This window comes from Serratia sp. ASV30 (assembly GCF_016428815.1).
GTDB classification, from domain to species: domain Bacteria; phylum Pseudomonadota; class Gammaproteobacteria; order Enterobacterales; family Enterobacteriaceae; genus Chania; species Chania fonticola_C.
On sequence record NZ_JAELTL010000007.1, the window covers coordinates 1 to 24,687 of the forward strand.

Genomic DNA, 24,687 nt, shown 5'->3' on the forward strand with positions numbered 1-24,687 from the left:
GTTCCGCTGGCGCTGCCGGGCGGCCACCTACGCCAACTGGCCGGTGCTGCGTTATATGCTGCGCGGCAATACGGTTTCCGATGCCCCGCTGATTATCGGCAGCCTGGATCCCTGCTACTCCTGTACCGACCGCGTCACGCTGATCGATATCAACAAGCGTAAGGCGAAGACCGTGCCGTACAAGGAGATTGAACGTTACGGGATCGAACGCACCAATTCACCGTGCAAGTGAGGGAGGGATCATGCTGAAACTGTTTAAAACCATCCTGAAGGCCGGTGAAGTCACGGTGAAATACCCGTTTAAGCCGCTAGAGGTGTGCCCGGGTTTTCGTGGCAAGCCAGAGTACGATCCTGAGCAGTGTATCGCCTGCGGCGCCTGCACCGTGGCCTGCCCGGCGAATGCGTTAACCATGGAAACCCATGAAGCCAGCGGCGAGCGCGTCTGGCAGTTGTTCATTGGCCGTTGCATCTTCTGCGCACGCTGTGAAGAGGTTTGCCCGACGCGGGCAATCAGGCTGTCGGAACAGTTTGAAATGGCGGTGATGCACAAGCCCGATCTGTATATCCGCGCCACCTTTACCCTGCTCAACTGCCGCAGTTGCCAGCAGCCCTTTACGCCAACCAAATCGGTGAATTACGCCCTGGCGTTGCTGGCCCACGCGGGCATGGGGGCAGACAGCATTGAGGCCTTACGGCCCCAGTTCGAAACCTGCCCCGCCTGCAAGCGTAAACAGACTTTGAGTCAGCATCGGCCGATGAAACTGAGCCAGCCGACGGGAGCGAAATAATATGACGATGCCCGATATCAAGGTTAATCATCACCGCAGCACGCCGATCACCGTTGATGAACAGACCGCCAAACTCAAGAGCAAGCTGCTGAAGGATATCAAACGCTCGGCCTATGTGTATCGCGTGGACTGCGGCGGCTGTAACGGCTGTGAGATTGAGATCTTCTCCGCTATCACGCCGGTATTTGATGCCGAGCGCTTTGGTATCAAGGTAGTCCCCTCACCGCGCCATGCCGATATTCTGCTGTTTACCGGCGCGGTCACCCGAGCCATGCGCGTGCCCGCGCTCAGAGCTTACGAATCAGCCCCCGATCCAAAAATCTGTATCTCTTACGGGGCCTGCGGCTGCGGCGGCGGGATTTTCCACGATCTGTACTGCGTCTGGGGCGGCAGCGAGTCAATCGTGCCGATTGACGTGTGGATCCCCGGCTGCCCACCGACACCTGCCGCTACGATCTACGGCTTTGCCGTGGCCCTGGGCCTGCTGGAGCAAAAGCTGAAGGGAGAAAACCACCTTGAGCAGGTAGACGAAAAGGCTGCATTGCTGCTGCCAGGCATCCCACTGCATACCCGCGTCCTGATTGAACGCGAGGCACGCCGTCTGGCGGGCTACTACCAAGGCCGCATCATCAGTGACCGTTTCCTCTCTCTGTTGGCCGGTGCCAGCATGGATGCGGCCACGTTGCGCCTGGAGGAATGGTTGCAACAGGAAAGCGATCCTCGCCTGCGCGAGATTGTCGCTTGCCTGGTTGACTGCCTGCAACAGGAGCTTACCCATGCAAAATGAAGGTAAAGCGGTGTTCTGGTCATTACGCCAGAAGTTCCTTGATAGCGATGACGACATGCCTGCCCAGGCGCAGCAAGTGATGTATTACTCGCTGGCAATTGGCCACCACGTAGGGGTGATTGACTGCCTGAATACCGAGCTGAGCTGCCCATTGCCGCAGTATCAAACCTGGGTTGAGCAGTTCCCGGAGGGTGAGGCCCAACGCAAGATGCGTGGCCTGCTGACCTTCGGCGAAATCACCATCGACTCCACCCACACCAGCCTGCTGGCCAATGCCCTGGCCCCGTTGATTGATAGCCAACCGGTGCCCTTTAGCGAATGGAGTAGCAAGCTGCTCGGCTTGCTCGCCGAGATTGAGCGGGAGCCTGCTATCTATCTGATTGTGAAGAAGGTGACGAACCCATGAATGTGGTACTTACCGTAGGCAATAGCATGATGGGGGACGACGGTGCCGGGCCCTTGCTGGCCGAGATGATGGCCGAAACGCCGATCAAGGGCTGGATCGCCGTTAACGGCGGCTCCACACCGGAAAACGTGACCCATCAGATCCGCGATCTTAAGCCCAACCGGCTGGTGATTGTCGATGCCACCGATATGGAATTGGCGCCCGGCGAGATCCGCATCGTCAATCCTGACGATATTGCCGAGATGTTCTTTATGAGCACCCACAATATGCCGCTCAATTTCCTGATCGATCAGCTACGTGAGGATATTGAGGAAGTGATATTTCTCGGCGTTCAGCCGGACGTGGTGATGTTTTATTTCCCGATGACGGAGAAAGTGACGCAGGCGGTACGGGTGATTTATCAACGGTTATCAATATGGGATACGGGGGAAAGCTTTGAGCGGCTCTGAATAGCAGCGCCTAATACCGCAGCACGAAAGCTTGGGGGGGGGAAATGATGACAATAAATGCCAGTCATTAATCCACATCAAGTCAGCGTGGCACAATTTATGCTTCAAATAAGTGAGACACATTTTTCGTCACCGGGGAGATTTTCTAGTCCAGTGGCGTGTTGAGCAATGTCGAACAGGTTTAACAAGGAGTGCAGGAGATGAAAACAGTCATCACGGTCTGCCCTTATTGCGCTTCAGGTTGCAAAATCAACCTGATAGTCGACAACGGCAGGATCGTTAAGGCCGAAGGCGCTAACGGCGTGACCAATCAGGGCGAGCTATGCCTGAAAGGGTATTACGGCTGGGATTTCGTTCACGATACCAAGATCCTGACGCCACGGCTGAAAACGCCGATGATCCGCCGGGAACGGGGTGGCAAACTGGAATCGGTGTCTTGGGAAGAGGCCATTGAGTTCGCCAGTTCGCGCCTGCTGGCCGTTAAAGAAAAATACGGCCCGAATGCGATTATGACGACCGGCTCCTCGCGCGGGCCCGGTAACGAAGCCAACTATGTGATGCAGAAATTTGCTCGCGCCACCGTCGGTACCAACAATATCGACTGTTGCGCACGCGTCTGACACGGCCCCTCGGTTGCAGGTCTGCAGCGATCGGTCGGTAACGGCGCCATGAGTAACTCCATCTGCGAGATTGAGGATACCCAGTGTATTTTTGTCTTCGGCTATAACGCTGCGGACTCGCATCCTATTGTCGCCCGCCGCATTCTCAAGGCGAAGGAGAAAGGGGCCAAGGTCATTGTTTGCGATCCACGCTACATCGAAACGGCGCGTATTGCAGATATCCATTTGCCGTTGAAAAACGGTTCCAACATCGCCCTGATCAACGCACTCGCTCATGTGATGATTGAGGAGAATCTGTACGATCAGGCGTTTGTTGAACAGCAGACCGAGCAGTTCGATGAGTATCGCGCCATCGTGGCGGGCTACCCACCGGAGTCGGTTGAAAAAACCACGGGTCTCAATGCCCAGCAGATCCGTGAAACGGCACGCATGTATGCCAGTGCGCCAACGGCCACCATCCTGTGGGGCATGGGCGTCACCCAGTTCTATCAGGGCGTGGAAACCGTGCGTGCGCTGACCAGCCTGGCGATGCTGACCGGTAACCTGGGCAAGCCGAACGTCGGGGTCAACCCGGTACGCGGACAGAACAACGTTCAGGGTGCCTGTGATATGGGCGCGTTGCCTAACACCCTGCCCGGCTATTTCCAGGTAACGGATGCCGAGGCGCGGGAAAGGTTTGCCAACGCTTGGGGGATCGACGCAATGCCCGCCGAGATCGGCTATGCGTTGAGCGAAGTGCCGCACAATATCGACCATGGCAAACTCAAAGCGCACTACATCATGGGGGAAGATCCGCTGCAAACGGAGCCGGATTTAGCCACCATCCGCAGAACCTTTGAGAAGCTGGATCTGCTGATCGTGCAGGATATCTTCATGACCAAAACCGCCGCGATTGCCGACGTTATTTTCCCGGCAACCTCCTGGGGCGAGCATGAAGGGGTGTATACCGCGGCAGACCGCGGCTTCCAACGCTTCTATAAAGCAGTGGAGCCGGTGGGCGATGTGAAGACGGACTGGCAAATCATCAGCCTGATGTCGACGGCCATGGGTTATCCGATGCACTACAACAATACGCAGGAAATCTGGGATGAACTGCGCGAGCTGTGCCCGATCTATTACGGCGCTACCTACGAGAAAATGGCGGACCTGGCCTACATTCAGTGGCCTTGCCCAACGTTGGATCACCCGGGTACGCCTTATCTGTACGAAGGCGGGGAATTCTCTCGGCCCGGTGGCAAAGCGGAGTTCTTTACCTGTGAGTGGGCTCCGCCGATCGATCAGCTCAGCGATGAGTTCCCGTTCGTGCTGTCGACGGTACGCGAAGTGGGCCATTACTCCTGCCGTTCGATGACCGGCAATTGTAAGGCACTGGTCGCGTTGGCCGATGAGCCGGGCTATGTGCAAGTCAACTCGGAAGACGCCGCACGGTTGGGGATTGAGGATCAGGCATTGGTGTGGGTACGTTCACGTCAGGGCAAGGTCATTACCCGTGCCAACGTCAGCGAACGCCCTAACCGGGGTGCGATCTACATGACCTACCAATGGTGGATCGGTGCCTGTAACGAGCTGGTGGCGGAAAATCTCAGCCCGATAACCAAAACGCCGGAATACAAATACTGCGCCGTGCAGATTGAGCCGATTAAGGATCAAGGGCAGGCAGAACACTATGTTCAGCAGGAGTACAGCAAGATTAAACAGCGCCTACGCGAGGCCGCTGCAGGCTAATCTGTAAAAGCCGAACCTCAGGGACGAGGTTCGGCTTTCCACGCATCTCTCACCACCCGCTATTCATCCCCACACTTCTGCCAGTGGCTGCCATACTAAAACTCCCAATACCCGATTTATCCCGTGGCTAGCAACCCCGCACAATACCCCCTTACTTTGTCAAGGATTGATCGTTTTCAACGATCGGTCTGATCGTATTGATCTGTACAACCAATTATCTTTGTCTTTCCGCCACCTATAAGATCGCCTTGGGTGTCGTGAGGCTTGCTGCATCTTGAACCCCATGCATAACACGTCGGCCACAAGCGTCGAAATCACGGGCTTTCAATAAACAGGAAAAGTGAAGATGACAGATGAAAAGGTCCGCACGGCAGATTATCGATCTCTGGGATACATCAGCAAAATATGACGTTCGTGACGAGTGCTGGCAAAGCCGGGTTACCCGATCGCCGCTTGCCCAACCGATTACTGCACCGCGAACGGGTACAGCGCATCCTGGTTATCAAGCTGCGTCACTTTGGTGACGTCCTGCTAACTACTCCGTTGCTCAGTACGCTGCGCGCCAATTACCCCAACGCCCTGATTGACGTGCTGGTGTATGACGGCACCGAGGCGATGCTGGCAGGTAATCGAGATGTCTATCTGACCTATACCGTCGATCGAAGCCTAAAACGGCAGGGCTGCAAGGCACAGTATCGCGGTGAGCAAGCCCTGTGGAACAGCCTCAACACTGGACACTACGACCTGGTGATTAATCTGTCCGACCAGTGGCGGGCTGCGTTGTATTGCCGCTTTCTCAAACCGACGTTCAGCCTGGGATTTGCTTACCCCAAGCGTAATAACCGACTGTGGCGTGCCTGCCATTCGTTGTTGGTGCCGGTGGACGGGCATGACCAACGGCACACCGTGCTCAATAACCTCGCTATTCTGGCCCCGCTGGCATTACCGACATTGGTGACCAAGGTCACTCAGGCTTACCGACAGCGCGATGTCGATGAGATCGACCGCCTCAGCCAACATCATCACCTGACGGATTTCGTGCTGATCCAGCCTACCGCGCGCTGGGCGTTCAAAACCTGGTCGGTGGCGGGATTCACACGGATTATCGACTATCTCACCGCCAGCGGAGAAACCGTGGTGCTGACCTGCGGGCGTTCTGCCGATGAGATCGCCATGATAGCCGCTATTCTGGCCCACTGTTCCATGCCACAACGGGTGGTCAATCTGGCCGGTCGCCTGGACCTGCCGGAACTTGCCGTCTTGATCGATCGGGCGAAGCTGTTTATCGGTGTGGATTCGGTAGCAATGCATATGGCCGCCGCCTTGCAGACGCCTTCCGTCGTGCTGTTCGGCCCCAGCAATCTGCAACAGTGGTCCCCCTGGCAGGCTCAGCACATCCTGTTATGGGCAGGCAACTACCGCTCATTACCGCAACCCGACGAGGTGGACACCGCTACCCCGGAACGTTATCTGGACGCTATTCCCGCCAATGAGGTTATCCGGGCCATAAACCGCCAGCTTACCTGCCTGGAAATACCAACTTCCCGCACGGTGAATGACACCGTGTTTAATTAACCCTGATTTGAGCCACTTCATGTCATCCACCGAACCGTGTTCTGTATCGTTACTCTCCCCTGCCCGCCTTCGGCTGTTTGGCTTCACGGCGTTTTTGCTCGGTGCGTCCCTACCGACGTCCAATGCGCTGATGAATGCTTCGCTGGTGTTGGCGGCGATATGTCTGCTGTGGCAGCGCGACTTTCGCCAGTTGATACCTTTGCTCAAACAACCGCTGGTGTGGCTGCCCGCATTGATGTTCGCACTGCTGGCCGCCTCGTTATTGACCCAGCACCACGAATACGGCCCGAAGATGGTCGGCAAGTATCAAAAACTGCTGTATGTATTGCCCTTGGCGTTGTTCTTTCTCAGCGACTCCAGGCTTATCACCCGGTTTATCAGCGGTTTTCTGCTCGCCAATGCCGTGATACTGGCGATCAGCCTGGCTTCGGGGGGCGGGCATGTGACGCTGGGTGGCCTCGATCCGCAGAATCCAACGGTGTTTAAACTGCAGATAACCCAGAACGTGTTTATGGCGTTTGCTGCGTTGATATGGCTAACCCGTGCTTTTGGGCAATCAGGCGTGCTGCGCTGGTGTTATGGGGCATGGGTTCTGCTGGCAACGGCGAACGTGCTGCTGATGGTACAGGGGCGCACCGGCTATGTGGCGCTATTGGTCGGCGTGGGGCTTTGGTTGCTGCTGACGCTGCCCCGCTGGCAGCGGTTGGGGGTACTAGCCTGTGGCTTGCTGCTGGCCATTATGCTGATTTTTATCCCCAATAGAGCGACGGAGCGCCTGACGCTCGGCCTTGCGGAGGTGCGCAATTGCGTGCTGGCCCCGGCAGACCAGGCCTATCAAGCTTGCGACAACTCGATGGGGCAACGCACCGCCTTTGCCCGCGAATCACTACGCCTGATAAAACAGGCCCCGCTGCTGGGGAACGGGGCCGGGAGCTTCTGGTATGGCAACGCGCAGACCGGTTACGGCGTGCATAACCCGCACAATGAGTACCTGCTGGAAACGGTACAAAATGGCTTGCTGGGGTTGGCGCTGTTTTTGGGCTGGATGTGGTGCTGCTTCCGAGCGGCCTGGCAGCAACCAACAGCCTGCCGCAACCTGCTGGTTGCCGTGCTCGGCAGTTATCTGGCCTGCCACCTGTTCAACTCGTTCCTGCTGGATTCCGCCGAAGGGCATCTGTTTATGGTGTTGGCCGCCGTACTTGCTGGCTCCAGAGTTGTTCGGCAGCCTAAATAACCTCAACCGTCTCATTGTATTCTGGGGGTGCCGTTGCAGCCCCCCGTTTTCAATCTGGCCTGCGGTTAATTCAGTTTGGCTTTGGAGAAATCACTGCCCATCAAGCTGACGCTATAACCACTGACGTTGCTGCGCGTGGCATAGAAGGTTTTACCATTCGCCAGCGCAATCCACGGAGCCTGCTGGTAGAAGATTTCCTGCGCCTGGCCATAGAGTTTCGCACGTTCGGCAGGGACGCTAGTCAACCTGGCCTGCTGTACCAGCCCATCATAGGTTTTGTCGCACCAGCGCGCGGCATTCGAGCCGGTTTTGATACTGTTGCAGCCCAGCAATACCTCGGCAAAGTTATCCGGATCGCCATTATCGGACATCCAGCCAAACAGCGCGGTGTCATGCTCGCCCTTACGCATCCCGGCAAGATATTCCCCCCACTCGTAAGAGACGATCTTCGCCTTCACGCCGACCTTTTCCCAATCGCTTTGCAGCATCTCTGCAATACGCTTGGAGTTCGGGTTATACGGGCGCTGAACCGGCATCGACCACAACGTGATCTCAAAGCCTTTTTCCAACCCGGCCTGTTTCAGCAACGCCTTGGCTTTTTGCGGATCGTAGCCGTAATCCTGCAGGTCTTTATCAAAGCCCAGCATATTTGGCGGCAACGGCGATTTCGCCACCGTGGCCGAACCTAAAAACACCGCGTTAACTATCGCCTTTTTATCAGTGGCATAGTTTAGGGCTTGGCGCACCAGCACGTTATCCAACGGCTTTTTCTCGGTGTTAAACGCCAGGTAACCGACGTTCAGCGCATCTACCTTATGCAGGGTCAGATCTTGGTTTTTATTGATTTCATCAAACTGTACCGGAGCCGGTGCGGGGATAATCTGGCACTCGTTGGTCTGGAGTTTCGCCAGGCGCGTCTGTACGTTCGGCGTTATGGAGAAGATCAGATGCTTGGTCGGTACCTCACCATCCCAGTAATTGGGGTTGGCAGCATAGCGGATCAGTGAATCGACTTTATACTGCTGCAAGACGTAAGGGCCGGTGCCGATTGGCCAGGTATCCACATATTCTGGCGTGCCTTTTTTCAGCATCGCATCGGCGTATTCGGCGGAAAGGATCGACGCAAAATCCATCCCCCAGTCGGCCAGAAACGCGGCGTTCGGCTCGCTCAGAACGAACTGAACGTGGTAATCGTCCAGCTTTTTCACTTCCTTAATCAGCGTATCCAGACCTACGTCGTGGAAATATTCGTAATTACCCTGCGATACCTTGTGGTAGGGGTGATTTGGATCTTTCTGGCGTAACACCGAAAACACTACGTCGTCAGCATTAAAATCGCGGGTCGGCTTGAAGTTTTTGTTGCTGTTGAATTTCACCCCTTGGCGCAGGGTAAAGGTGTAGGTTTTACCATCCGGAGAAATCTTCCATTCGGTTGCCAATGACGGCGTTGGCGTGTTGTTAACCGGATCGAAATTGATTAAGCGGTTATACAGCACCTGCGAGCTGGCAACAAACGTTGGGCCAGAACTGGCAATCTGCGGGTTGAACGACTCCGGTGACGCCTCGGAGCAATAAATCAGCGTATCGTTAGCTGCCGCGATAGCAGCGCTTGCCGGTAAGAGTGTGCTCAGCGCCAGCGCGAGCAGCGTTTTCCCTGTAGACATGGTCATCGCCTTGTTTGACTTTTTTATCAGGCGACAATCTCAGCACGGACAGGGAACCCAGGCAAATAACCAATTGCTCTCAGGTTATGCCAAAACCGTTGTTTTTGCTGTTTTATTCAGCTGCGTGGGCGCAGCATGCCGCGCCCCAACAAAGTGAGCAACCTCAGCTCAGCAGTAGCCCATCATCATCCAGCTTTTCACCACGTGTTTTCTCAAACATCGCCAGCAGATCGGTGACCTGCATGTTGGCCCGCTGCTCACCGACAACATCCAGCACCACCCGCCCCTGGTGCAACATCACGGTTCGATGGCCATGATCCAGCGCCTGGCGCATGGAGTGCGTCACCATCAGTACGGTCAATTGCTGCTCGGCGACAATACGGTCGGTTAGTGCCAGCACAAAGGCCGCCGTTTTAGGATCGAGCGCGGCGGTATGTTCATCCAGCAAGAGCAGACGAGAAGGCTGCAGCGACGCCATCAGCAGGCTGACCGCCTGACGCTGCCCGCCAGACAGCAGGCCCATGTGATCCCCTAAACGATTTTCCAGCCCCAGTTCCAACGTGGCCAGCTTGTCACGGAACAGCTGCCGCTGTTTGCTCTTGACGGCACGCTGAAATCCTCGGGTTTGGCCGCGCTGCAGAGCCAGTGCCAGATTCTCCTCAATGCTCAGCCCTTCACAGGTTCCCGCCAGCGGATCCTGGAACACACGGGCGACCATACCGGCACGGCGCCAGGCGGGCATCAGGGTAACGTCCTGTTCGCCAATAAACACTTGGCCGCGATCGGGGGTAATATCACCGCTGACCGCATTGAGCAAGGTAGACTTCCCTGCCCCATTACTGCCAATGACCGTCACAAACTGCCCTGCCTCGATGTTCAACGACAGGCCACGTAATACCGGGTTCTCCAGCGGGGTTCCAGGGTTAAAGGTTTTAAACAGCTGCTCGGCACGCATCATGATGGCTGCCTCCCCCGCTTGCTTTTCAATTTTTGTTTCAACTTCGGCAGGACCAGCGCCAACGTAACCAGTAGCGCGGTGATCAGATTCAGATCCTGCGCCTGCAAGCCGATAAAGTCTGCATTCAAGGCCAGAGCGATCATCAGGCGGTACAGCAATGCCCCTAACAGGGTCGCCATAGTAATCAGGAACAGGCTACGGGCAGGCAACAGCGTCTCACCGATGATCACCGCCGCCAGCCCAACCACGATGGTGCCGATCCCCATGGAGATGTCGGCGCCCCCCTGAGTCTGTACATACAGTGCCCCCGCCAGCGCTATCAGCGCATTGGACACCGCCATGCCGATCACCGTCAACCGACTGGTCGCAATCCCCTGAGCACGTGCCATGCGCGGATTTGCTCCGGTAGCCCGCAGCGCAAGGCCCACCTCGGAGGTCAAGAACGCGTCGAGTGCCAGTTTGACGACGACGACCACCACCAGCAGCAATAGCGGCTGGATGAGCCACGCGTTGTCCTCAACCTGACTGATGAAGGGAGTGAAAACGCTAGGTAAGCCGATCAGGGCCAGGTTTGGCGCCCCCATAATGCGCAGGTTGATGGAATACAGGGCAATCATCACCAAAATGCTGGCTAGCAGTTGCAAAATACCGAGCCGCACGTGCAGCCAAGCCGTCAAACAGCCAGCACCGGCACCCGCGATAGCCGCCAGTAAACACGCCAGCCAAGGGTTATAACCGCTGACAATCATCACCGCGGCTACTGCCCCCCCTAAAGGGAAGCTGCCATCGGCCGTCAGATCGGGAAAATTGAGCAAGCGAAAGGAGATCAATACGCCCAACGCGACCAGCGCAAAGATCAGGCCGATCTCCAAAGCGCCCATCAGGGAAATTAACGACATGCGTACCTCATAAACATCTTGGCCCGCCACCTGCGGCAGGCCATTTACACCCGATGTAAACCATCATTCAACGCAGATCGTTATTTGATGACTTCTTGTGCTGATTGCACCAGTTCCGCCGGCAGAGTGACACCCTGCTTCTGAGCAGCAGCAGGGTTGACGCTCAGGCTGAGCTTGTTACCTACCTCAGGTGCGATAGTGCCGGGCTTTTCGCCCTCTAACAGGCGGACAACAATTTTACCGGTCTGACGGCCCAGATCGTAATAGCTCATCCCCAACGCCGCAGCCGCACCACGTTTGGCAACGCTATTGTCACCGGCGATCAACGGGATTTTTGCCTGATTGGCAATGCCAACCAGCGACTCGTAGGTGGAGATAACGTTGTTATCGGTATTGGTGTAGATCACATCGACTTTGCCTACCAGGCTTTTCGCCGCTGGGGCTACGTCGATAGTACGTGCGGCAGGAACCTCAACCAACGTCATCCCACGCTTGGTTAATTCCTCTTTCAGCTCTTTGACCACCACCGTCGAGTTGACTTCCCCTGGGCTGAAGACCATGCCGACTCGTTTGGCATCGGGCTTAACCTTCAAGATCAGATCGACCTGGGGGCCGATGGCTACGCTGTCTGAAACGCCGGTAACGTTGGTGCCGCTCGGCTGCCAGCTACTCACCAGCTTGGCCGCCACCGGATCGGTTACCGTAGTGAACACCACCGGAATGGTCTTGGTCGCCGCCACCACGGACTGGGCCGCAGGTGTTGAGATCGCCACTATCGCATCGGGTTTGTCACCGATAAATTTACGTGCAATCTGCCCAGCGGTGGCCGTATTTCCCTGCGCGCTTTGGAACTGGATCTTGACCTTATCCTTGTCATACCCCGCAGCCTTTAGCTCATCAATCACCCCATCACGGGTGGCATCCAATGCCGGATGGTCAACGATAGAGAGGATCGCCACGGATTTCGGCGCAGCCGCGTAACTGCTGACTGCAAATAAGGCAGCGGCGAGAGCTACAAAAATATTTTTATTATTCAAAGGCATGGTCATATCCTTTTCAAGTTGGCGTTGGTGCCAGAGGTGGTGATTAATCATCCTAGCACAGTGTTTTACCGCCATCTATCGGATAACGTTTTGTTATCATGTGGTTAATATACAGAATTAAAAGAAAACACCCTCTACGCTTACACGGGGCAGTGATTCGGGTCACAAACCGCCACTTTTAACCTCTCTATGTTCGGTTCACGGCCTTGGTGACATCCCTCGCGAGTGGGCTATTGGGCTTGATAATACGCAGGCCGTTTACAGCGTCCATAACCCGCACAGCTTGTGGGTTATGGAACTGAACAAAATGGCCTGATGGGGTAATTTGTGGATTGGATGATGCGGTGGGCTGTTGCGCTATGTTCAGACTATTTCTTTTTCGCTGACAATGGCTTTTGATACCAGGCCATAGTCGATCGCTTCTGCCACCGGCATCCAAAAATCGCGGTCAATGTCGTTCAAGACCTTTTCCAGCTTTTGCCCGGTTTCCTTGGCGATCAAGGTAGCGATTCTTTCCCGGATGCGGATAATTTCTCTGGCCTGAAGCGCCACATCGGTAGCCTGACCACCGATACCACCGCTTGGCTGGTGGATCAGAAAACGGGTATTGGTCAGGCAGAAGCGACGCTCCTTGGGCACCGATAAGAACACATTAACCGCGGCGCTCCCTACCCAACCGCTGCCGATCATATTTACCGGAGCGCTAATAAAGCGTATGACATCGTGGATCACATCACCCGACTCTACATGACCACCAGGTGAACAAATCAGGAAATTAATCGGCGCGGAGGATTCGTCGGACAGCGCCACCAGTTGCTTGACGACATTGTAGGCCACCGTGTCGTTGATCTGCCCAAACAGCAGGATAGTTCGCGACTTGAAGGTTCTCTCATCCAAAAAGGCATCGCGCTGAGGAGTACTTATTTCCGTTTTCTCTTCCATCTTGTACCTCGACTGTTTTATCTAACATCCTGGCCGAACATGGCAAAGATAACCATAGCAGCAATCGTTGCCACTAGCCTTGCAACAATCACCAGCCAGCTGGCAAATATCCAAACAGTGACGCAATCGCATAGACCGCACTTCCCAGATACAGCAGTACAATACTCACCTGCAACAGCGGATGCGTGATCCAGTTACACTGCCAGAGCGGTACCTGGTCGCCATGCTTGCGGGCACCGCGCAAAATCAGTATCGGCATGATCGACAAGATCACTCCACTGAATACACCGGCGAAATACAACGCATTGACGAATGAAACCAGACCACTGTAGGCCAGCGCGAACGGTGGCAAAACGACCACCATCAACACACCGAAGCGTCGCAACGGCCGTTCATCGTCCCCTAACCTGAACTTATCGAAAATATTGCTCACGAAGCTGCCACCTAGCCCCCAGTAGGATGTCAGCATGGCACATAGCGCAAAGATATTGGCAGAAAAGAAAGCCCATTGGCCAAGCGCCTGCCCCCACGAGATCGTCGCCACGTCAGAAATATTACCCAACCCACTGAGCGCGATCACCGACATCGGCACCACCGCCAACAACACAAAAGTCGTTACCATCCCGACAATAATGGCCTTGGGAAGCTGTGCTGGCTTATCCGCAAAACCGCGCGCCATCTCAGGCACAATATATTGGGCAGAGAAGCAGAACACCACCACACTGAACACGGGCACCATGAAGAGCCAATCACCGTCAAGCAGGTTGCGCATCTGGGTGGTCTCTTTCAATAGCGTCGCGATAACCAGAGCACTCAGCATGACAACCATGCCAATACTGATAAACTTTTCGCCACGGCCTATCGCCTTCAAGCCAAGATACAGCACCAACGCCGCCGGGATAAAAAACAGCAGGCTGCCGAGCGCAGGTGAAATACCAAGCAGAGACTGTAATAATTTGCCGCTACCTGACATGTAAGCAGTAAGCGCACCGACACTATTGACACATACTGAAGCGAACATGACCCATGAACCAAAACCACCGACATACCGCCGTGCCAAGCCGCTTAGTTGCAGATGTTCTCGGGTACGAAGGGTGGATTCAGCGACATACAGCATAGTGATGGTGGTTACACAGCCAACCAGTACCAACCAGAATAGCAAAGGTAAATAACCCGCCTTACTGGAAGCGTACGCGATAGAAAGCACGCCTGCACCGATATTAGTGCCGACTATCATTGCTACCCCTTCAAGAAAAGTCAGTGATTTGACGGGTGCAAAAGTCCGTTCCCCTGCGGCTAATGCCGGGGAAATGCCGATGTTTTCGCAAGACATATATCATCCTTTGATACCCGGTAGCGTTAATGACCAGGAAAAGTTAGCGTCTAGAGGGTTAGTTGTTACTTTTTGTTCACAAATATGAAACAACATCACTTGGTTATACAGTGTACGGCCCTATAAACGAGTGCCAATCACGATTACTTGAGGGATCCAATTGTGTTCTTTAAGGAGGGATGATTATTGCAGCGATTCAGCGAACAGCCTGAGGGTAAGCGGCATCTAGGGCTTTATGACGCGATCCGCACCAGCAACCTTTGTGCTTCGGACGATTATTGTCTGGCTGGTGTGTACGAGGATTTTTGCAGGATGTGATCAGAGGACATAAAAAATGTGGGAAAGTCGCGAATGGTTCGCCTGCCGAGGTTAGAATAACCAGCATCATTCCATAACAATCCCCATTATATCAGCCATATTCCGTCACTACCCGTCAGCCCTCTGATTTTACAGGCTCATCGTTTTCGCCGTCAGTTTTTGCTACTCAATGGATAAAAACGCCATGCGTTTTTAAACAGCAAATCACCATGAATTAGAATGGCTGCTTTGTTCAAAAAATCTCAGGAATATGTTTCAAAGGATAGTCTGGTGAATGATATTTTCCGATTTTGCGTTTAGGCAATTTAATCTTCTTTTTCGGCAACCGCTTGTAGGGAATATGCTGCAAAAAATGGTGGATAACATTTAGTCTAACCCGCTTTTTGTCTTCTGAATTAGCCACAAACCAAGGAGCCCAAAGGCTGTCTGTGGCGGCGAACATGTCATCCCTGGCTCGGGAATAGTCGTCCCAGAGTTCGAAAGAACGGATATCTATCTCTGAAAGCTTCCATGTCTTGCGGCCATCATCAATACGTGCACGCAATCGACGTTCTTGTTCCTCTGGGCTGACATCCAGCCAGTATTTGATGAGAATGATGCCAGACTCCACCATTAATCGTTCCACCATCGGAACCGTCTCCAAAAACTGATGCGTCTGCTCTTGCGTACAAAAACCCATAACTCGCTCGACGCCAGCTCGGTTATACCAACTACGATCGAAGATAACGACCTCTCCTGCTGCTGGCATGTATGGCATGTAGCGTTGCAGGTACATTTGGGTTTTTTCACGTTCGGTTGGGGCAGGAAGGGCAACAACACGGAACACTCGCGGGCTGACCCTTTCGGTCAGTGCTTTTATCGTGCCGCCCTTGCCAGCCCCATCGCGCCCCTCAAATACGATGCATACTTTCAGCCCCTTGGCTATCACCCAACTTTGTAAATGGACAAGTTCTTCGTGTAACAACCTGAGCTCTTGCTGATATTTTTTTTCCGGTATTTTTGCCGTGCCTTTTCTTTGTGGCACACCGTTGCCTGATATGCGCTTGGGGTTCTTTTCTTTTGAAAGACTGGCTGCGGGTACGATTTTGGTTTTCTTTCCGTTAGTCATGAGGTTACCCCACAATATATTCAATATGTCGCTAGCCTGACGTTGAACCTCCCATCACAGCGCTTGGGGCTGCCTATGCGGGGCGAATAAGGAGTCAGGAGTCGATGAGCAAACACGTGATCTCATCCCATACAATATCCTAGCTGTTATTTCTTCATGCTGCGAACCCTCTTCTCTGGCCGAATCACTACAACCAACAGCATTTAACAAAGACTAGTGAGATGATTTTAAAATCATTAGTTATTTGAATTAGCGATTAACAACGTTTCTGGTTCCGTTACTTCCCAAACCACTTGTTCAAAACCTGGTGTTATTTGCCTTGTTCGCAGACAGTAAACTGATAGCCGCTCTAGCGTTGGTGGGGATATAGGTTTGTTGGGCGTCACGATGAGCCCCGTCATGGTTTCACGCGTAATGCGTACTGCGAACGAAAGGCCCTGGGTCAATACCTTACACATTTCCGTCATCACGCAGGGTAATGTCGTTGATTCCTTGCTCAGCGGCCTGTGCGTCAGCTTTTGTTTCAGTCCGCGATCGCCGCTTTGGATGGGTTTTTTGATGGCGATCGCCGGCTTGATGACGTTACTTCCAGATACCGTCTTATCCCTACTATTGGCCGGTCTGGAGCGGATACTATGTTTACTGGATAGCATACCCAGAATCACCAAAAACGAAAAACCCCAAGCCTTTTGAGCTTGGGGTCATTCATAATATGGCGGAGGAGCAGAGATTCGAACTCTGGAACGGTTTCCCGTCGACGGTTTTCAAGACCGTTGCCTTCAGCCACTCGGCCACCCCTCCGTAATGCAGCGAACTATAAACACAGCCGATCCCGTTGTAAAGCCTGAAACCGTTCAACCGAACGAAAAAACGGCATCTGCAATCTGACCGATGAAGAAATCAGCAATCAGGGTACGGCAATACCCTAGTAGTCACGTAGGGTAAAGAATGGTAAACAATCTTTAATCAATGGCTTGCACTGCACTATCATCATGATCAATTTTGTGATGACCTGATAAGAGAGATCATATGGACCGCATTGTCGTCTCATCCTCCTCGCGCGACTCTTTGCTAAGCACGCATAAAGTCCTGCGTAACACCTATTTTCTGCTGTCGTTAACGCTGGCCTTCTCAGCACTGACCGCAACCGCCAGCACCATGCTGGGCTTACCGGCTCCTGGGCTGCTGTTAATGCTTGTCGGCTTTTATGGTTTGATGTTCCTGACCCATAAACTGGCCAATAGCCCTGCCGGCATTCTGGCGGCCTTCGCCTTCACCGGCTTTATGGGCTACGCCCTTGGCCCGATCCTGAGCTCGTTCCTGAACGCTGGCGCGGGTGACCTGATCATGCTGGCGCTGGGCGGTACCGCAGTGGTGTTCTTCTGCTGCTCGGCCTATGTGCTGACCACCCGTAAAGACATGTCGTTCCTGTCTGGCATGATGATGGCTGGCTTCGTGGTGCTGCTGGTGGCGGTTATCGCCAACCTGTTCCTGCAGATCCCTGCCCTGCACCTGGCCATTAGCGCACTGTTTATTCTGTTCTCTGCCGGTGCCATGCTGTGGGAAACCAGTAACATCATTCATGGCGGTGAAACCAACTATATCCGTGCTACCGTCAGCCTGTATGTTTCGCTGTACAACATGTTTATCAGCCTGCTGAGCATTCTGGGCTTCGCCCGCAGCAACTGATACAGCGCTTTTGTTTTGACCTGAGCCCCGCAATGCGGGGCTTTATTTTTGCCGGGGCAAAAGTTTGCTAGACTGTGGGCCGCAATGAATTACCGATCACCGAGGCTGTATGTTGGAGTTTGAAGGTCAGACGATTGAAACTGACGCCCAGGGTTACCTGAAAAACAGCGCCGACTGGCACGAAGGGCTGGCCCCACTGTTAGCGGCACAGGAAGAGATTGAACTGAGCGAAGCGCATTGGGAAGTCGTACGCTTTGTGCGTAGCTTCTATCAGGAATTTAATACCTCACCGGCCATTCGCATGCTGGTCAAGGCGATGGCGCAAAAATACGGCGAAGAGAAAGGCAGCAGCCGCTATCTGTATCGCCTGTTCCCGAAAGGCCCGGCCAAACAGGCGACCAAGATCGCCGGGTTGCCAAAGCCGGTGAAGTGTATCTAGCCACGGGTTAATAACGGATACTGAAGCCCTTATATTCGGCAACCCCACGCGGCTCCACCAGCACGCGGTCAACGCGGGCGCTGCGAGGGCCGCCGCTTTTCAGCCACGCCATCAGTTGGTCAACGGCCTGTTGCTCTCCACAGGCCAACACTTCCACGCTGCCGTCATCCAGATTACGTGCATAACCGGTTAACCCCAAAGCCGTGGCCTGGTGTTGGGTGTTATAACGAAATCCTACCCCCTGCACCACACCATAGACATACGCGGCAATACAAACTTGTGTCATAATCGGCTCCTGATCGATTTCATTACAGGCATTCTCTGCGCTGATGCCCAGAGTGTGTCACTCTTTTTTCTCTATCTGGCAGCATACTTAATTATGACCGCACGCTTGATCCTTGCCAAAGGACGTGAAAAGTCCTTACTCCGTCGCCATCCGTGGATTTTCTCTGGCGCTGTTCTCCGTGTCGAAGGTAAAGCCCAGTCCGGCGAAACCATCGATATCCATGACAGCCAGGGTAAATGGCTGGCACGCGGTGCCTATTCACCAGAATCGCAAATTCGCGCACGCGTCTGGACCTTCAAGCAGGATGAAGAGATTGATATCGCCTTCTTTATCAGCCGCTTGCAGCAAGCGCAGAGCTGGCGTGATTGGGTTGCAAAGCGTGATGGGCTGGACGGTTACCGCCTGATCGCTGGTGAATCTGACGGTATGCCGGGTATCACCATCGATCGCTTCCAGAACTTCCTGGTTTTACAGCTACTTTCGGCCGGTGCCGAATATCAGCGCGCCCCGCTGCTTTCTGCTCTCCAGCACTGCTACCCAGAATGCGCGATCTACGATCGTTCAGACGTTGCCGTACGTAAGAAAGAAGGCTTGCCGCTCACCCAAGGCCCGGTACTGGGCGATCTGCCCCCAGCCCTGCTGCCAATCACCGAGCATGGTATGAAACTGCTGGTGGACATTCAACAAGGCCACAAGACCGGTTTTTATCTCGATCAGCGTGACAGCCGCCTGGCAGCACGTAACTATTCCGCAGGCCGTCGCGTGCTCAACTGCTTCTCGTATACCGGCGCTTTCGCCGTGTCAGCCTTGATGGGCGGATGTGAGCAGGTCATTAGCGTAGATACTTCACAGGCTGCGTTGGACATCGCCAAGCAGAACGTCGAACTGAACCAGTTGGATTTGAGCAAGGCCGAGTTCGTACGTGATGACGTATTCCAACTGCTGCGCAACTACCGCACACAGGGTGAGAAATTTGACCTGATCATCATGGATCCACCGAAGTTTGTCGAAAATAAAAATCAGTTGGCCAGCGCCTGTCGCGGTTATAAAGACATCAATATGTTAGCCTTCCAGTTGCTGAACCCAGGCGGCATTCTGCTCAGCTTCTCCTGCTCTGGCCTGATGCCGACCGATCTGTTCCAGAAAATTTTGGCCGATGCTGCCGTAGATGCCGGGCGTGATGTACAATTTGTAGAGCAGTTCCGACAGGCTGCCGATCACCCGGTGATTGCGACTTATCCTGAAGGCTTGTATCTGAAAGGGTTTGCGTGCCGGGTGATGTAACTTGAAATGCGCTGTTTTTGTCCTCATATAGAGTTCAATGTACTGTTTCTCAGGAGGTCATATGATAGCCAGCAAATTCGGTATCGGTCAGCAGGTTCGCCACCGGCTGCTGGGGTATTTGGGGGTAGTGATTGATGTCGATCCAGAATACTCTCTGGAACACCCAAAAGCAGACGAGATTGCAGCCAACGACGAGTTGCGCCTCGCCCCGTGGTATCACGTGGTGATGGAAGACGATGAAGGCCAGCCGGTTCACACTTATCTGGCCGAAGCGCAGTTGGCGGGAGAAGCACAGGATGCACACCCTGAACAGCCTTCTCTGGATGAGCTGGCGGAATCCATTCGCAGCCAGTTGCAAGCCCCACGGCTGCGTAACTAAGCGTCAAGCCTGAGAAACCAACGCCGAGCGGGCGCAGCGTATAGCGCCCCCGTAGCGTAACGGGTTGGAGTCTATCAGCAGTCTCAAACGCCAGGGCCAACCCTGGCGTTTTCATTCAATCAGCGTGCCAACCCCAGTCGCGGGATCTCAATCTTCGGGCAACGATCCATAATCACCTTTAACCCGGCCTGTTTGGCCAACGCTTCCGCCTGTTCGTTGATCACCCCGATTTGTAACCACAACACCTTGGCACCTATCGCAATGGCCTCCTGTGCCACCCCATACGCCGCCTCCGAGTTACGGAACACATCCACCATATCGACAGGGTGAGGAATATCCTCCAATGTGGCATAAACCGCCTGGCCAAGCAGCGTCTGCCCGGCCAGCTTCGGGCTCACCGGAATGACCTGATAGCCTTGCGCCAATAAATAAGCCATTACGCCATAGCTGGCTCGAGCCGGTTTATCACTGGCGCCCACCAGCGCAATGGTTTTGACCTGCGTCAGTACCTCTGCAATTGCTAGGTCTTGCATTTTTTGCTCCTGATATTTTGCCGGGAATGCCTTTTCATCAGTGTAACCGAAACGCCAGCATCGGTTAAAACTTGTTATCGGTCCGCGGCTATACTATTCGCAGGTAGGTTTGACCTAGTGCACCATTTCAAATGTTATCTAAATATGTGTAAATGTAAATTAAACGGCATTCTGAAAAGATTTGACATAACTAGTGGCGTATCCAACACTAGTCATCTGTTCCACGAAAAGGAAGTAACGATGAAATTTGGTCTGGTGGTTGCGGGGCTGCTTGGAATATCGCTGAGCGTTTCGGCCGCAGCTACGACCCTGAAGCTTTCCCCGGACATCGAGCTGATGGTGGTCGACGGCAAGCAAATGACGGGCTCGTTGTTAAAAGGGGCCGATAGTCTGGAATTGAATGACGGGCAGCATCAGCTATTGTTCAAAGTCACCAAATCCGTACGTAAAGAGCCACGGTCTCAGGTGCTTTACACTTCATCCGCGCAGATTGTGGTGTTCAACAGCCAAAACGTCAGCGCCGTCACTATTGAGCTACCGCGTATCGAGAATGAGCAGGATGCCCTGCGCTTTGATAAAGCGCCAAATTATAAAATTCTGGGTAACCACGGCAAGCCGTTGGCGATCAAACGTGATGTATTACCGCTAACCAACGCACCCAATGAGAATGACCTGGAAAAGATCGTTGCCGATTATAACGCTCAAAATCGCCAGGCCTCCGTTCCGGCGTTAGCACATCTGCGTGCCAGCGTGATCTCGGCGGCACAGGGTAGCCCAGCGATTATCCCCCTGAACGGCGACAACGTTGCCGAGAAAATGCTGCAATACTGGTTCCTGCGCGCCGATCCCGAAACGCAAAAACGGTTTATCACCTGGACTGGCCAATCTCGCAACCGTTAAAGGCTGCCAACCACGCCTTTATGCCGTAAAGGCGTGGTTTGTTCGCAATTTCCCACGTTAGCACTAGGCAGTGAAATACAGTTTCAGTAATCTGTGGCGCATCATTCGATTTTCCAAGGATAGCGACATGGAACAAACCACCCGCACCATCGCAACCCGCAAGCATATTGCGCTCGTTGCTCACGACCACCGCAAGCAGGCCTTGCTGAAATGGGTTGAAGACAATAAAGAGATACTTGCCCAGCATCAGTTGTATGCCACGGGTACCACCGGTAATTTGATCCAGCGGGCTAGCGGTATCCCGGTGCAAAGCATGCTGAGTGGCCCGATGGGCGGCGATCAGCAAGTGGGTGCTCTGATCGCCGAAGGCAAAATTGATATGCTGATCTTCTTCTGGGACCCGCTAAACGCCGTCCCCCACGATCCCGATGTCAAAGCCTTGCTGCGCCTGGCCACTGTCTGGAATATCCCGGTAGCGACCAACCGCTCCACCGCCGATTTCCTGATCGACTCCTCGCTGTTCAAGAGCGAAGTGGTGATCGCCATTCCGGATTACGAAAAGTACCTTGCCGAACGCCTGAAATAATGCCCAAGGCCTGGTGTAGTGCCAGGCCTGTGGTTTACGGCTTTCTTTGCGACGGCACGCCAATATCTTGTAACTGCTCGATAAATACCGACGGGCGCTCGCGATCTTGTAATAACCAAACCTGATGCCTGGCCCGCGTGAGAGCGACATAGAGCAAACGCCGCTCCTCCGCATCCGGGAAATCCTCAGGCTGAGGCAATAATACCTCTTCAAGCACGGATTCACGGACCTCCGCCGGGAATCCATCCTTGCCTTCATACAGCCCGGCAATGATCACGTAGTCGGCCTGTTGGCCTTTGCTGGCATGAATGGTCATAAACTCGATATTCAGCTTCGGCCAACGCGTCGCCGCCTTTTGCAACACCTCCGGCTTGAGATGGTGGTAGCGCGCCAGCACCAAGATCCGTTCTTGCGGCTTCGCATAGCCACTTAGCTTGTCCAGCAACGCTTCCAACTGCTCCTGCGGCAAGATAACCACCGACTTTTTGTTGCCCTTGGTCAGGCTATTGAGCGGCTTTTTTAACTGGTGCGGGTTCTGCTGTATAAAGCCGTTGGCCACTTCACCGATCCGATCGTTAAAGCGGTAGGTGGTATCCAGCGCACACTGATCGCCTACGCCAAAGTTTTCGGCAAAGGCGGTGGTCAGCGACAGCTCTGCCCCGCTGAAACGGTAAATCGCCTGCCAATCATCGCCGGCGGCAAACAGGCTGGTCTGCTTGTTTTGCTTACGCAGTGCCGCCAGCAGTTGCGCACGCTGGGGTGAGATATCCTGGAACTCGTCCACCAGAATATGCTTCCACGGGCTGATAAAACGCCCCTTTTCCAACAGATTAACGGCTTGATGGATCAGCCCGGCAAAATCGACCGCTCCCTCATCCTTCAGCGCGGTTTTCCACGCTTTCAGCAACGGTGCCATCAGGCGAATGCGTTTGCTGAACAGATCGCGGATCTCTTCGTCGGCCTGCTCTATCATTTCTGCCTGGCTACCTCCGTGGGTGCGCATCAAGCCAAGCCAGCGCTCCAGGCGCCCGCTCAAACGCTCCGCCAGACGCTTGTCATGCCAGAAATCGCCCTCGGGCAATTCCCACTCCAGCTCCTCAGTTAACCATTGCCGCCAGCCTTTGGCCTGCGCTTTCTTCTCGCTGCACTGCTGTTGCCAGTGAGTGATTAGCAACGTCCGGCGCGCTTTACTGTCGCTTTCCAGCTTGCTGATCACCGGCGCTTTGCGGCTACCCTGCTGGATAATCTGCAGCGCTAACGCATGGAACGTTTTCGCCTGGATCGCCACGCTGCCCAAACGTTCCTGGATGCGTTCGTTCATCTCTTCGGCGGCTTTACGCCCAAATGCCAGCAACAGGATCTGCTCCGGCTCGGCCTCTTGACGCAGTAGCAGCCAACCCGCCCGCGCCACCAACACCGAGGTCTTGCCACTGCCAGCCCCTGCGAGTACCAGCACGGCATCCTCGCCGTTCACCACGGCCCGGCTTTGCGATTCATTCAACGGTGACGTTTCAACGCTCTGGAAGAAATCCTGGTGGGTTTCCAGCATCCGGTCGCACCACCGTTGATTACGTTGCGCCACGCTGCGCAGGCCAGACTTGAGCCACTGCAGGCACAAGTGATAACTTTCACGGCAGTTTTCAAACTCTTCCAGCCGCGCCACCGGCATTGGCAAGGCGCCAAACGACTGGCGGATCTGCTGCTGCAGGTTGCTCAATTCGGCACGCTTGAACCACTTGTCCTGTTGCTCAATTTGCCGGATATGATCGACCTGCTGTTGCAATACCTCGGCGCTCACTTCACTCATCTCGCTGCTCCACTGCTGCCAGGACTGCTGCAGATAGTGGTAAAAGCGCTGGGTTTCCTGCCATTCGGTACCGTGCAGGCGTACGACCTTTTCATCCGTCAGTTCGAACTCGAGCTCCCCCCAGACGATCCCGCGTTTACAACGCACCTGAATCAACTGGTTGAAAGGGATCAGGTATTCATGCTTCTCGCCGCTCACCTCAACGCCGGCATGCAACAACCGTACGCGGTTGTAAGGATGCTGTGCCAGGTGTTTACCCAGCGATGTCGCCTTTAGTTCCATATACCCACGCCATAATCATGTTGAGATATACCCGTCGTCTTTCAAGCTGCAGCTTGAAATCCATAGGGTAGCATTGCTACCAGTTTACCCGCGTTAAGCAATGGCACTCTAGCGTTAAAAAAAGGGTAGAATAGTTTTTGCGTTATGCTGATGAATACTTCCCCCTCGTGCCGTTTGGCCATCATTAGAGCAGAATGACGACTATGCGTACTGTATTGAACATTCTTAATTTCGTTTTGGGTGGTTTTTTCACCACGCTTGGCTGGCTGATTGCCACCTTTTTCAGCGTCGTGCTGATTTTCACCCTGCCATTGACCCGCTCCTGCTGGGAAATTACCAAAATCTCCCTGCTGCCATTTGGCAACGAAGCGATCCATGTCGATGAATTATACCCTGAGAAAAGCAATGCCCTGCTGGCTGCCGGCGGTTCTTTGCTGAATATCGTCTGGCTGGTCCTGTTCGGCTGGTGGTTGTGCCTGTCACACATTATTGCGGGCATAGCCCAGTGCATCACCATTATTGGTATTCCGGTAGGCATCGCCAATTTCAAGATAGCCGCTATCGCCCTGTGGCCAGTTGGCCGCCGCGTCGTTCCCGTTGAGGTTGCACAACAGGCGCGGATCGAGAACGCCCGCCGCCGCTTTTAATCGCGT

At 54.2% G+C, this 24,687-nt stretch carries 24 protein-coding genes, 1 tRNA gene and 1 pseudogene; 15 read left to right on the forward strand and 11 right to left on the reverse strand.

Annotated features, from left to right (window positions below):
* The 8 genes and pseudogenes from hycE to JHD74_RS04350 form a co-directional block, all read left to right on the forward strand.
* Window positions 1–232 (forward strand): annotated as a pseudogene (hycE, locus tag JHD74_RS04315) (hydrogenase large subunit); the annotation flags it as partial.
* 10 nt (window positions 233–242) lie between these two features.
* Window positions 243–788, forward strand: coding sequence for a hydrogenase 4 subunit H (hyfH, locus tag JHD74_RS04320; RefSeq protein WP_199061795.1), 546 nt, complete (start codon window positions 243–245; stop codon window positions 786–788).
* 1 nt (window position 789) lies between these two features.
* Window positions 790–1,575 (forward strand): NADH-quinone oxidoreductase subunit B family protein, encoded by a 786-nt coding sequence (locus JHD74_RS04325; protein WP_024529682.1) that lies wholly within the window; start codon window positions 790–792, stop codon window positions 1,573–1,575.
* A complete protein-coding gene (locus JHD74_RS04330) occupies window positions 1,565–1,981 on the forward strand; it encodes a formate hydrogenlyase maturation HycH family protein (RefSeq protein WP_199061797.1) in 417 nt (138 codons plus the stop codon). Before JHD74_RS04325 ends, JHD74_RS04330 begins: the two co-directional genes overlap by 11 nt.
* Window positions 1,978–2,430 carry a hydrogenase maturation peptidase HycI gene (gene hycI / locus JHD74_RS04335; RefSeq protein WP_024529680.1) on the forward strand — a complete coding sequence of 151 codons (453 nt, stop codon included), beginning with the start codon at window positions 1,978–1,980 and terminating at the stop codon, window positions 2,428–2,430. The genes JHD74_RS04330 and hycI overlap by 4 nt, the downstream gene beginning before the upstream one ends.
* 200 nt (window positions 2,431–2,630) lie before the next feature.
* The gene (gene fdhF / locus JHD74_RS04340; RefSeq protein ID WP_199061799.1) at window positions 2,631–4,775 is read left to right on the forward strand and encodes a formate dehydrogenase subunit alpha; all 2,145 of its coding nucleotides are present in this window, start codon (window positions 2,631–2,633) and stop codon (window positions 4,773–4,775) included.
* A 405-nt stretch (window positions 4,776–5,180) separates the two neighbouring features.
* On the forward strand, window positions 5,181–6,350 hold the full coding sequence (rfaQ, locus tag JHD74_RS04345) for a putative lipopolysaccharide heptosyltransferase III (protein ID WP_199061801.1): 1,170 nt from the start codon (window positions 5,181–5,183) through the stop codon (window positions 6,348–6,350).
* A 19-nt stretch (window positions 6,351–6,369) separates the two neighbouring features.
* Window positions 6,370–7,584: an O-antigen ligase gene (locus tag JHD74_RS04350; protein ID WP_199061804.1), complete on the forward strand. Its 1,215-nt coding sequence runs from the start codon at window positions 6,370–6,372 to the stop codon at window positions 7,582–7,584.
* 65 nt (window positions 7,585–7,649) lie between these two features.
* Here the strand turns inward: JHD74_RS04350 and JHD74_RS04355 are convergent, their stop codons facing one another.
* The 8 genes from JHD74_RS04355 to JHD74_RS04390 form a co-directional block, all read right to left on the reverse strand.
* Window positions 7,650–9,248 carry an ABC transporter substrate-binding protein gene (locus JHD74_RS04355; RefSeq protein ID WP_024529676.1) on the reverse strand — a complete coding sequence of 533 codons (1,599 nt, stop codon included), beginning with the start codon at window positions 9,246–9,248 and terminating at the stop codon, window positions 7,650–7,652.
* A gap of 163 nt (window positions 9,249–9,411) precedes the next feature.
* Window positions 9,412–10,206 carry an ABC transporter ATP-binding protein gene (locus tag JHD74_RS04360; RefSeq protein ID WP_024485284.1) on the reverse strand — a complete coding sequence of 265 codons (795 nt, stop codon included), beginning with the start codon at window positions 10,204–10,206 and terminating at the stop codon, window positions 9,412–9,414.
* Window positions 10,203–11,105 (reverse strand): ABC transporter permease, encoded by a 903-nt coding sequence (locus tag JHD74_RS04365; protein ID WP_021178435.1) that lies wholly within the window; start codon window positions 11,103–11,105, stop codon window positions 10,203–10,205. The genes JHD74_RS04360 and JHD74_RS04365 overlap by 4 nt, the downstream gene beginning before the upstream one ends.
* 80 nt (window positions 11,106–11,185) lie before the next feature.
* Window positions 11,186–12,148 carry an ABC transporter substrate-binding protein gene (locus JHD74_RS04370; protein WP_024529675.1) on the reverse strand — a complete coding sequence of 321 codons (963 nt, stop codon included), beginning with the start codon at window positions 12,146–12,148 and terminating at the stop codon, window positions 11,186–11,188.
* 363 nt (window positions 12,149–12,511) lie between these two features.
* The gene (locus JHD74_RS04375; RefSeq protein WP_074031918.1) at window positions 12,512–13,090 is read right to left on the reverse strand and encodes an ATP-dependent Clp protease proteolytic subunit; all 579 of its coding nucleotides are present in this window, start codon (window positions 13,088–13,090) and stop codon (window positions 12,512–12,514) included.
* Between the two features lie 88 nt (window positions 13,091–13,178).
* On the reverse strand, window positions 13,179–14,423 hold the full coding sequence (locus JHD74_RS04380; protein ID WP_024529673.1) for an amino acid permease: 1,245 nt from the start codon (window positions 14,421–14,423) through the stop codon (window positions 13,179–13,181).
* Window positions 14,424–14,973: 550 nt separating this feature from the next.
* Complete coding sequence (gene ppk2 / locus JHD74_RS04385) at window positions 14,974–15,849, reverse strand: polyphosphate kinase 2 (RefSeq protein WP_199061806.1); 876 nt, start codon at window positions 15,847–15,849, stop codon at window positions 14,974–14,976.
* A gap of 713 nt (window positions 15,850–16,562) precedes the next feature.
* A tRNA-Ser gene (locus JHD74_RS04390) sits at window positions 16,563–16,650 on the reverse strand.
* Window positions 16,651–16,878: 228 nt separating this feature from the next.
* Between JHD74_RS04390 and yccA the strand changes: the two genes are divergently transcribed.
* Window positions 16,879–17,538 (forward strand): FtsH protease modulator YccA, encoded by a 660-nt coding sequence (gene yccA / locus JHD74_RS04395; RefSeq protein ID WP_021181987.1) that lies wholly within the window; start codon window positions 16,879–16,881, stop codon window positions 17,536–17,538.
* A 109-nt stretch (window positions 17,539–17,647) separates the two neighbouring features.
* On the forward strand, window positions 17,648–17,977 hold the full coding sequence (tusE, locus tag JHD74_RS04400) for a sulfurtransferase TusE (protein WP_024485653.1): 330 nt from the start codon (window positions 17,648–17,650) through the stop codon (window positions 17,975–17,977).
* A gap of 7 nt (window positions 17,978–17,984) precedes the next feature.
* Here tusE and yccX read toward each other — a convergent pair whose 3' ends face one another.
* Window positions 17,985–18,263 carry an acylphosphatase gene (gene yccX / locus JHD74_RS04405; RefSeq protein WP_021181988.1) on the reverse strand — a complete coding sequence of 93 codons (279 nt, stop codon included), beginning with the start codon at window positions 18,261–18,263 and terminating at the stop codon, window positions 17,985–17,987.
* Window positions 18,264–18,356: 93 nt separating this feature from the next.
* Between yccX and rlmI the strand changes: the two genes are divergently transcribed.
* Both rlmI and hspQ read left to right on the forward strand, forming a co-directional pair.
* Window positions 18,357–19,547, forward strand: a complete 1,191-nt coding sequence (gene rlmI / locus JHD74_RS04410) for a 23S rRNA (cytosine(1962)-C(5))-methyltransferase RlmI (RefSeq protein ID WP_199061807.1) — start codon at window positions 18,357–18,359, stop codon at window positions 19,545–19,547.
* Between the two features lie 61 nt (window positions 19,548–19,608).
* Window positions 19,609–19,926 carry a heat shock protein HspQ gene (gene hspQ, locus JHD74_RS04415; RefSeq protein ID WP_021182046.1) on the forward strand — a complete coding sequence of 106 codons (318 nt, stop codon included), beginning with the start codon at window positions 19,609–19,611 and terminating at the stop codon, window positions 19,924–19,926.
* A 119-nt stretch (window positions 19,927–20,045) separates the two neighbouring features.
* Here hspQ and JHD74_RS04420 read toward each other — a convergent pair whose 3' ends face one another.
* Window positions 20,046–20,459 (reverse strand): CoA-binding protein, encoded by a 414-nt coding sequence (locus JHD74_RS04420; protein ID WP_024529625.1) that lies wholly within the window; start codon window positions 20,457–20,459, stop codon window positions 20,046–20,048.
* Between the two features lie 240 nt (window positions 20,460–20,699).
* On the opposite strand from JHD74_RS04420, the gene JHD74_RS04425 reads away from it, so the two are divergent.
* On the forward strand, window positions 20,700–21,359 hold the full coding sequence (locus tag JHD74_RS04425) for a DUF2057 family protein (RefSeq protein WP_199061808.1): 660 nt from the start codon (window positions 20,700–20,702) through the stop codon (window positions 21,357–21,359).
* Window positions 21,360–21,486: 127 nt separating this feature from the next.
* Window positions 21,487–21,945 carry a methylglyoxal synthase gene (locus JHD74_RS04430; RefSeq protein WP_024529623.1) on the forward strand — a complete coding sequence of 153 codons (459 nt, stop codon included), beginning with the start codon at window positions 21,487–21,489 and terminating at the stop codon, window positions 21,943–21,945.
* Between the two features lie 34 nt (window positions 21,946–21,979).
* Here the strand turns inward: JHD74_RS04430 and helD are convergent, their stop codons facing one another.
* The gene (gene helD / locus JHD74_RS04435; RefSeq protein WP_199061809.1) at window positions 21,980–24,034 is read right to left on the reverse strand and encodes a DNA helicase IV; all 2,055 of its coding nucleotides are present in this window, start codon (window positions 24,032–24,034) and stop codon (window positions 21,980–21,982) included.
* A gap of 203 nt (window positions 24,035–24,237) precedes the next feature.
* On the opposite strand from helD, the gene JHD74_RS04440 reads away from it, so the two are divergent.
* On the forward strand, window positions 24,238–24,681 hold the full coding sequence (locus tag JHD74_RS04440; protein WP_024529621.1) for a YccF domain-containing protein: 444 nt from the start codon (window positions 24,238–24,240) through the stop codon (window positions 24,679–24,681).
* The last annotated feature ends 6 nt before the right edge of the window (window positions 24,682–24,687 follow it).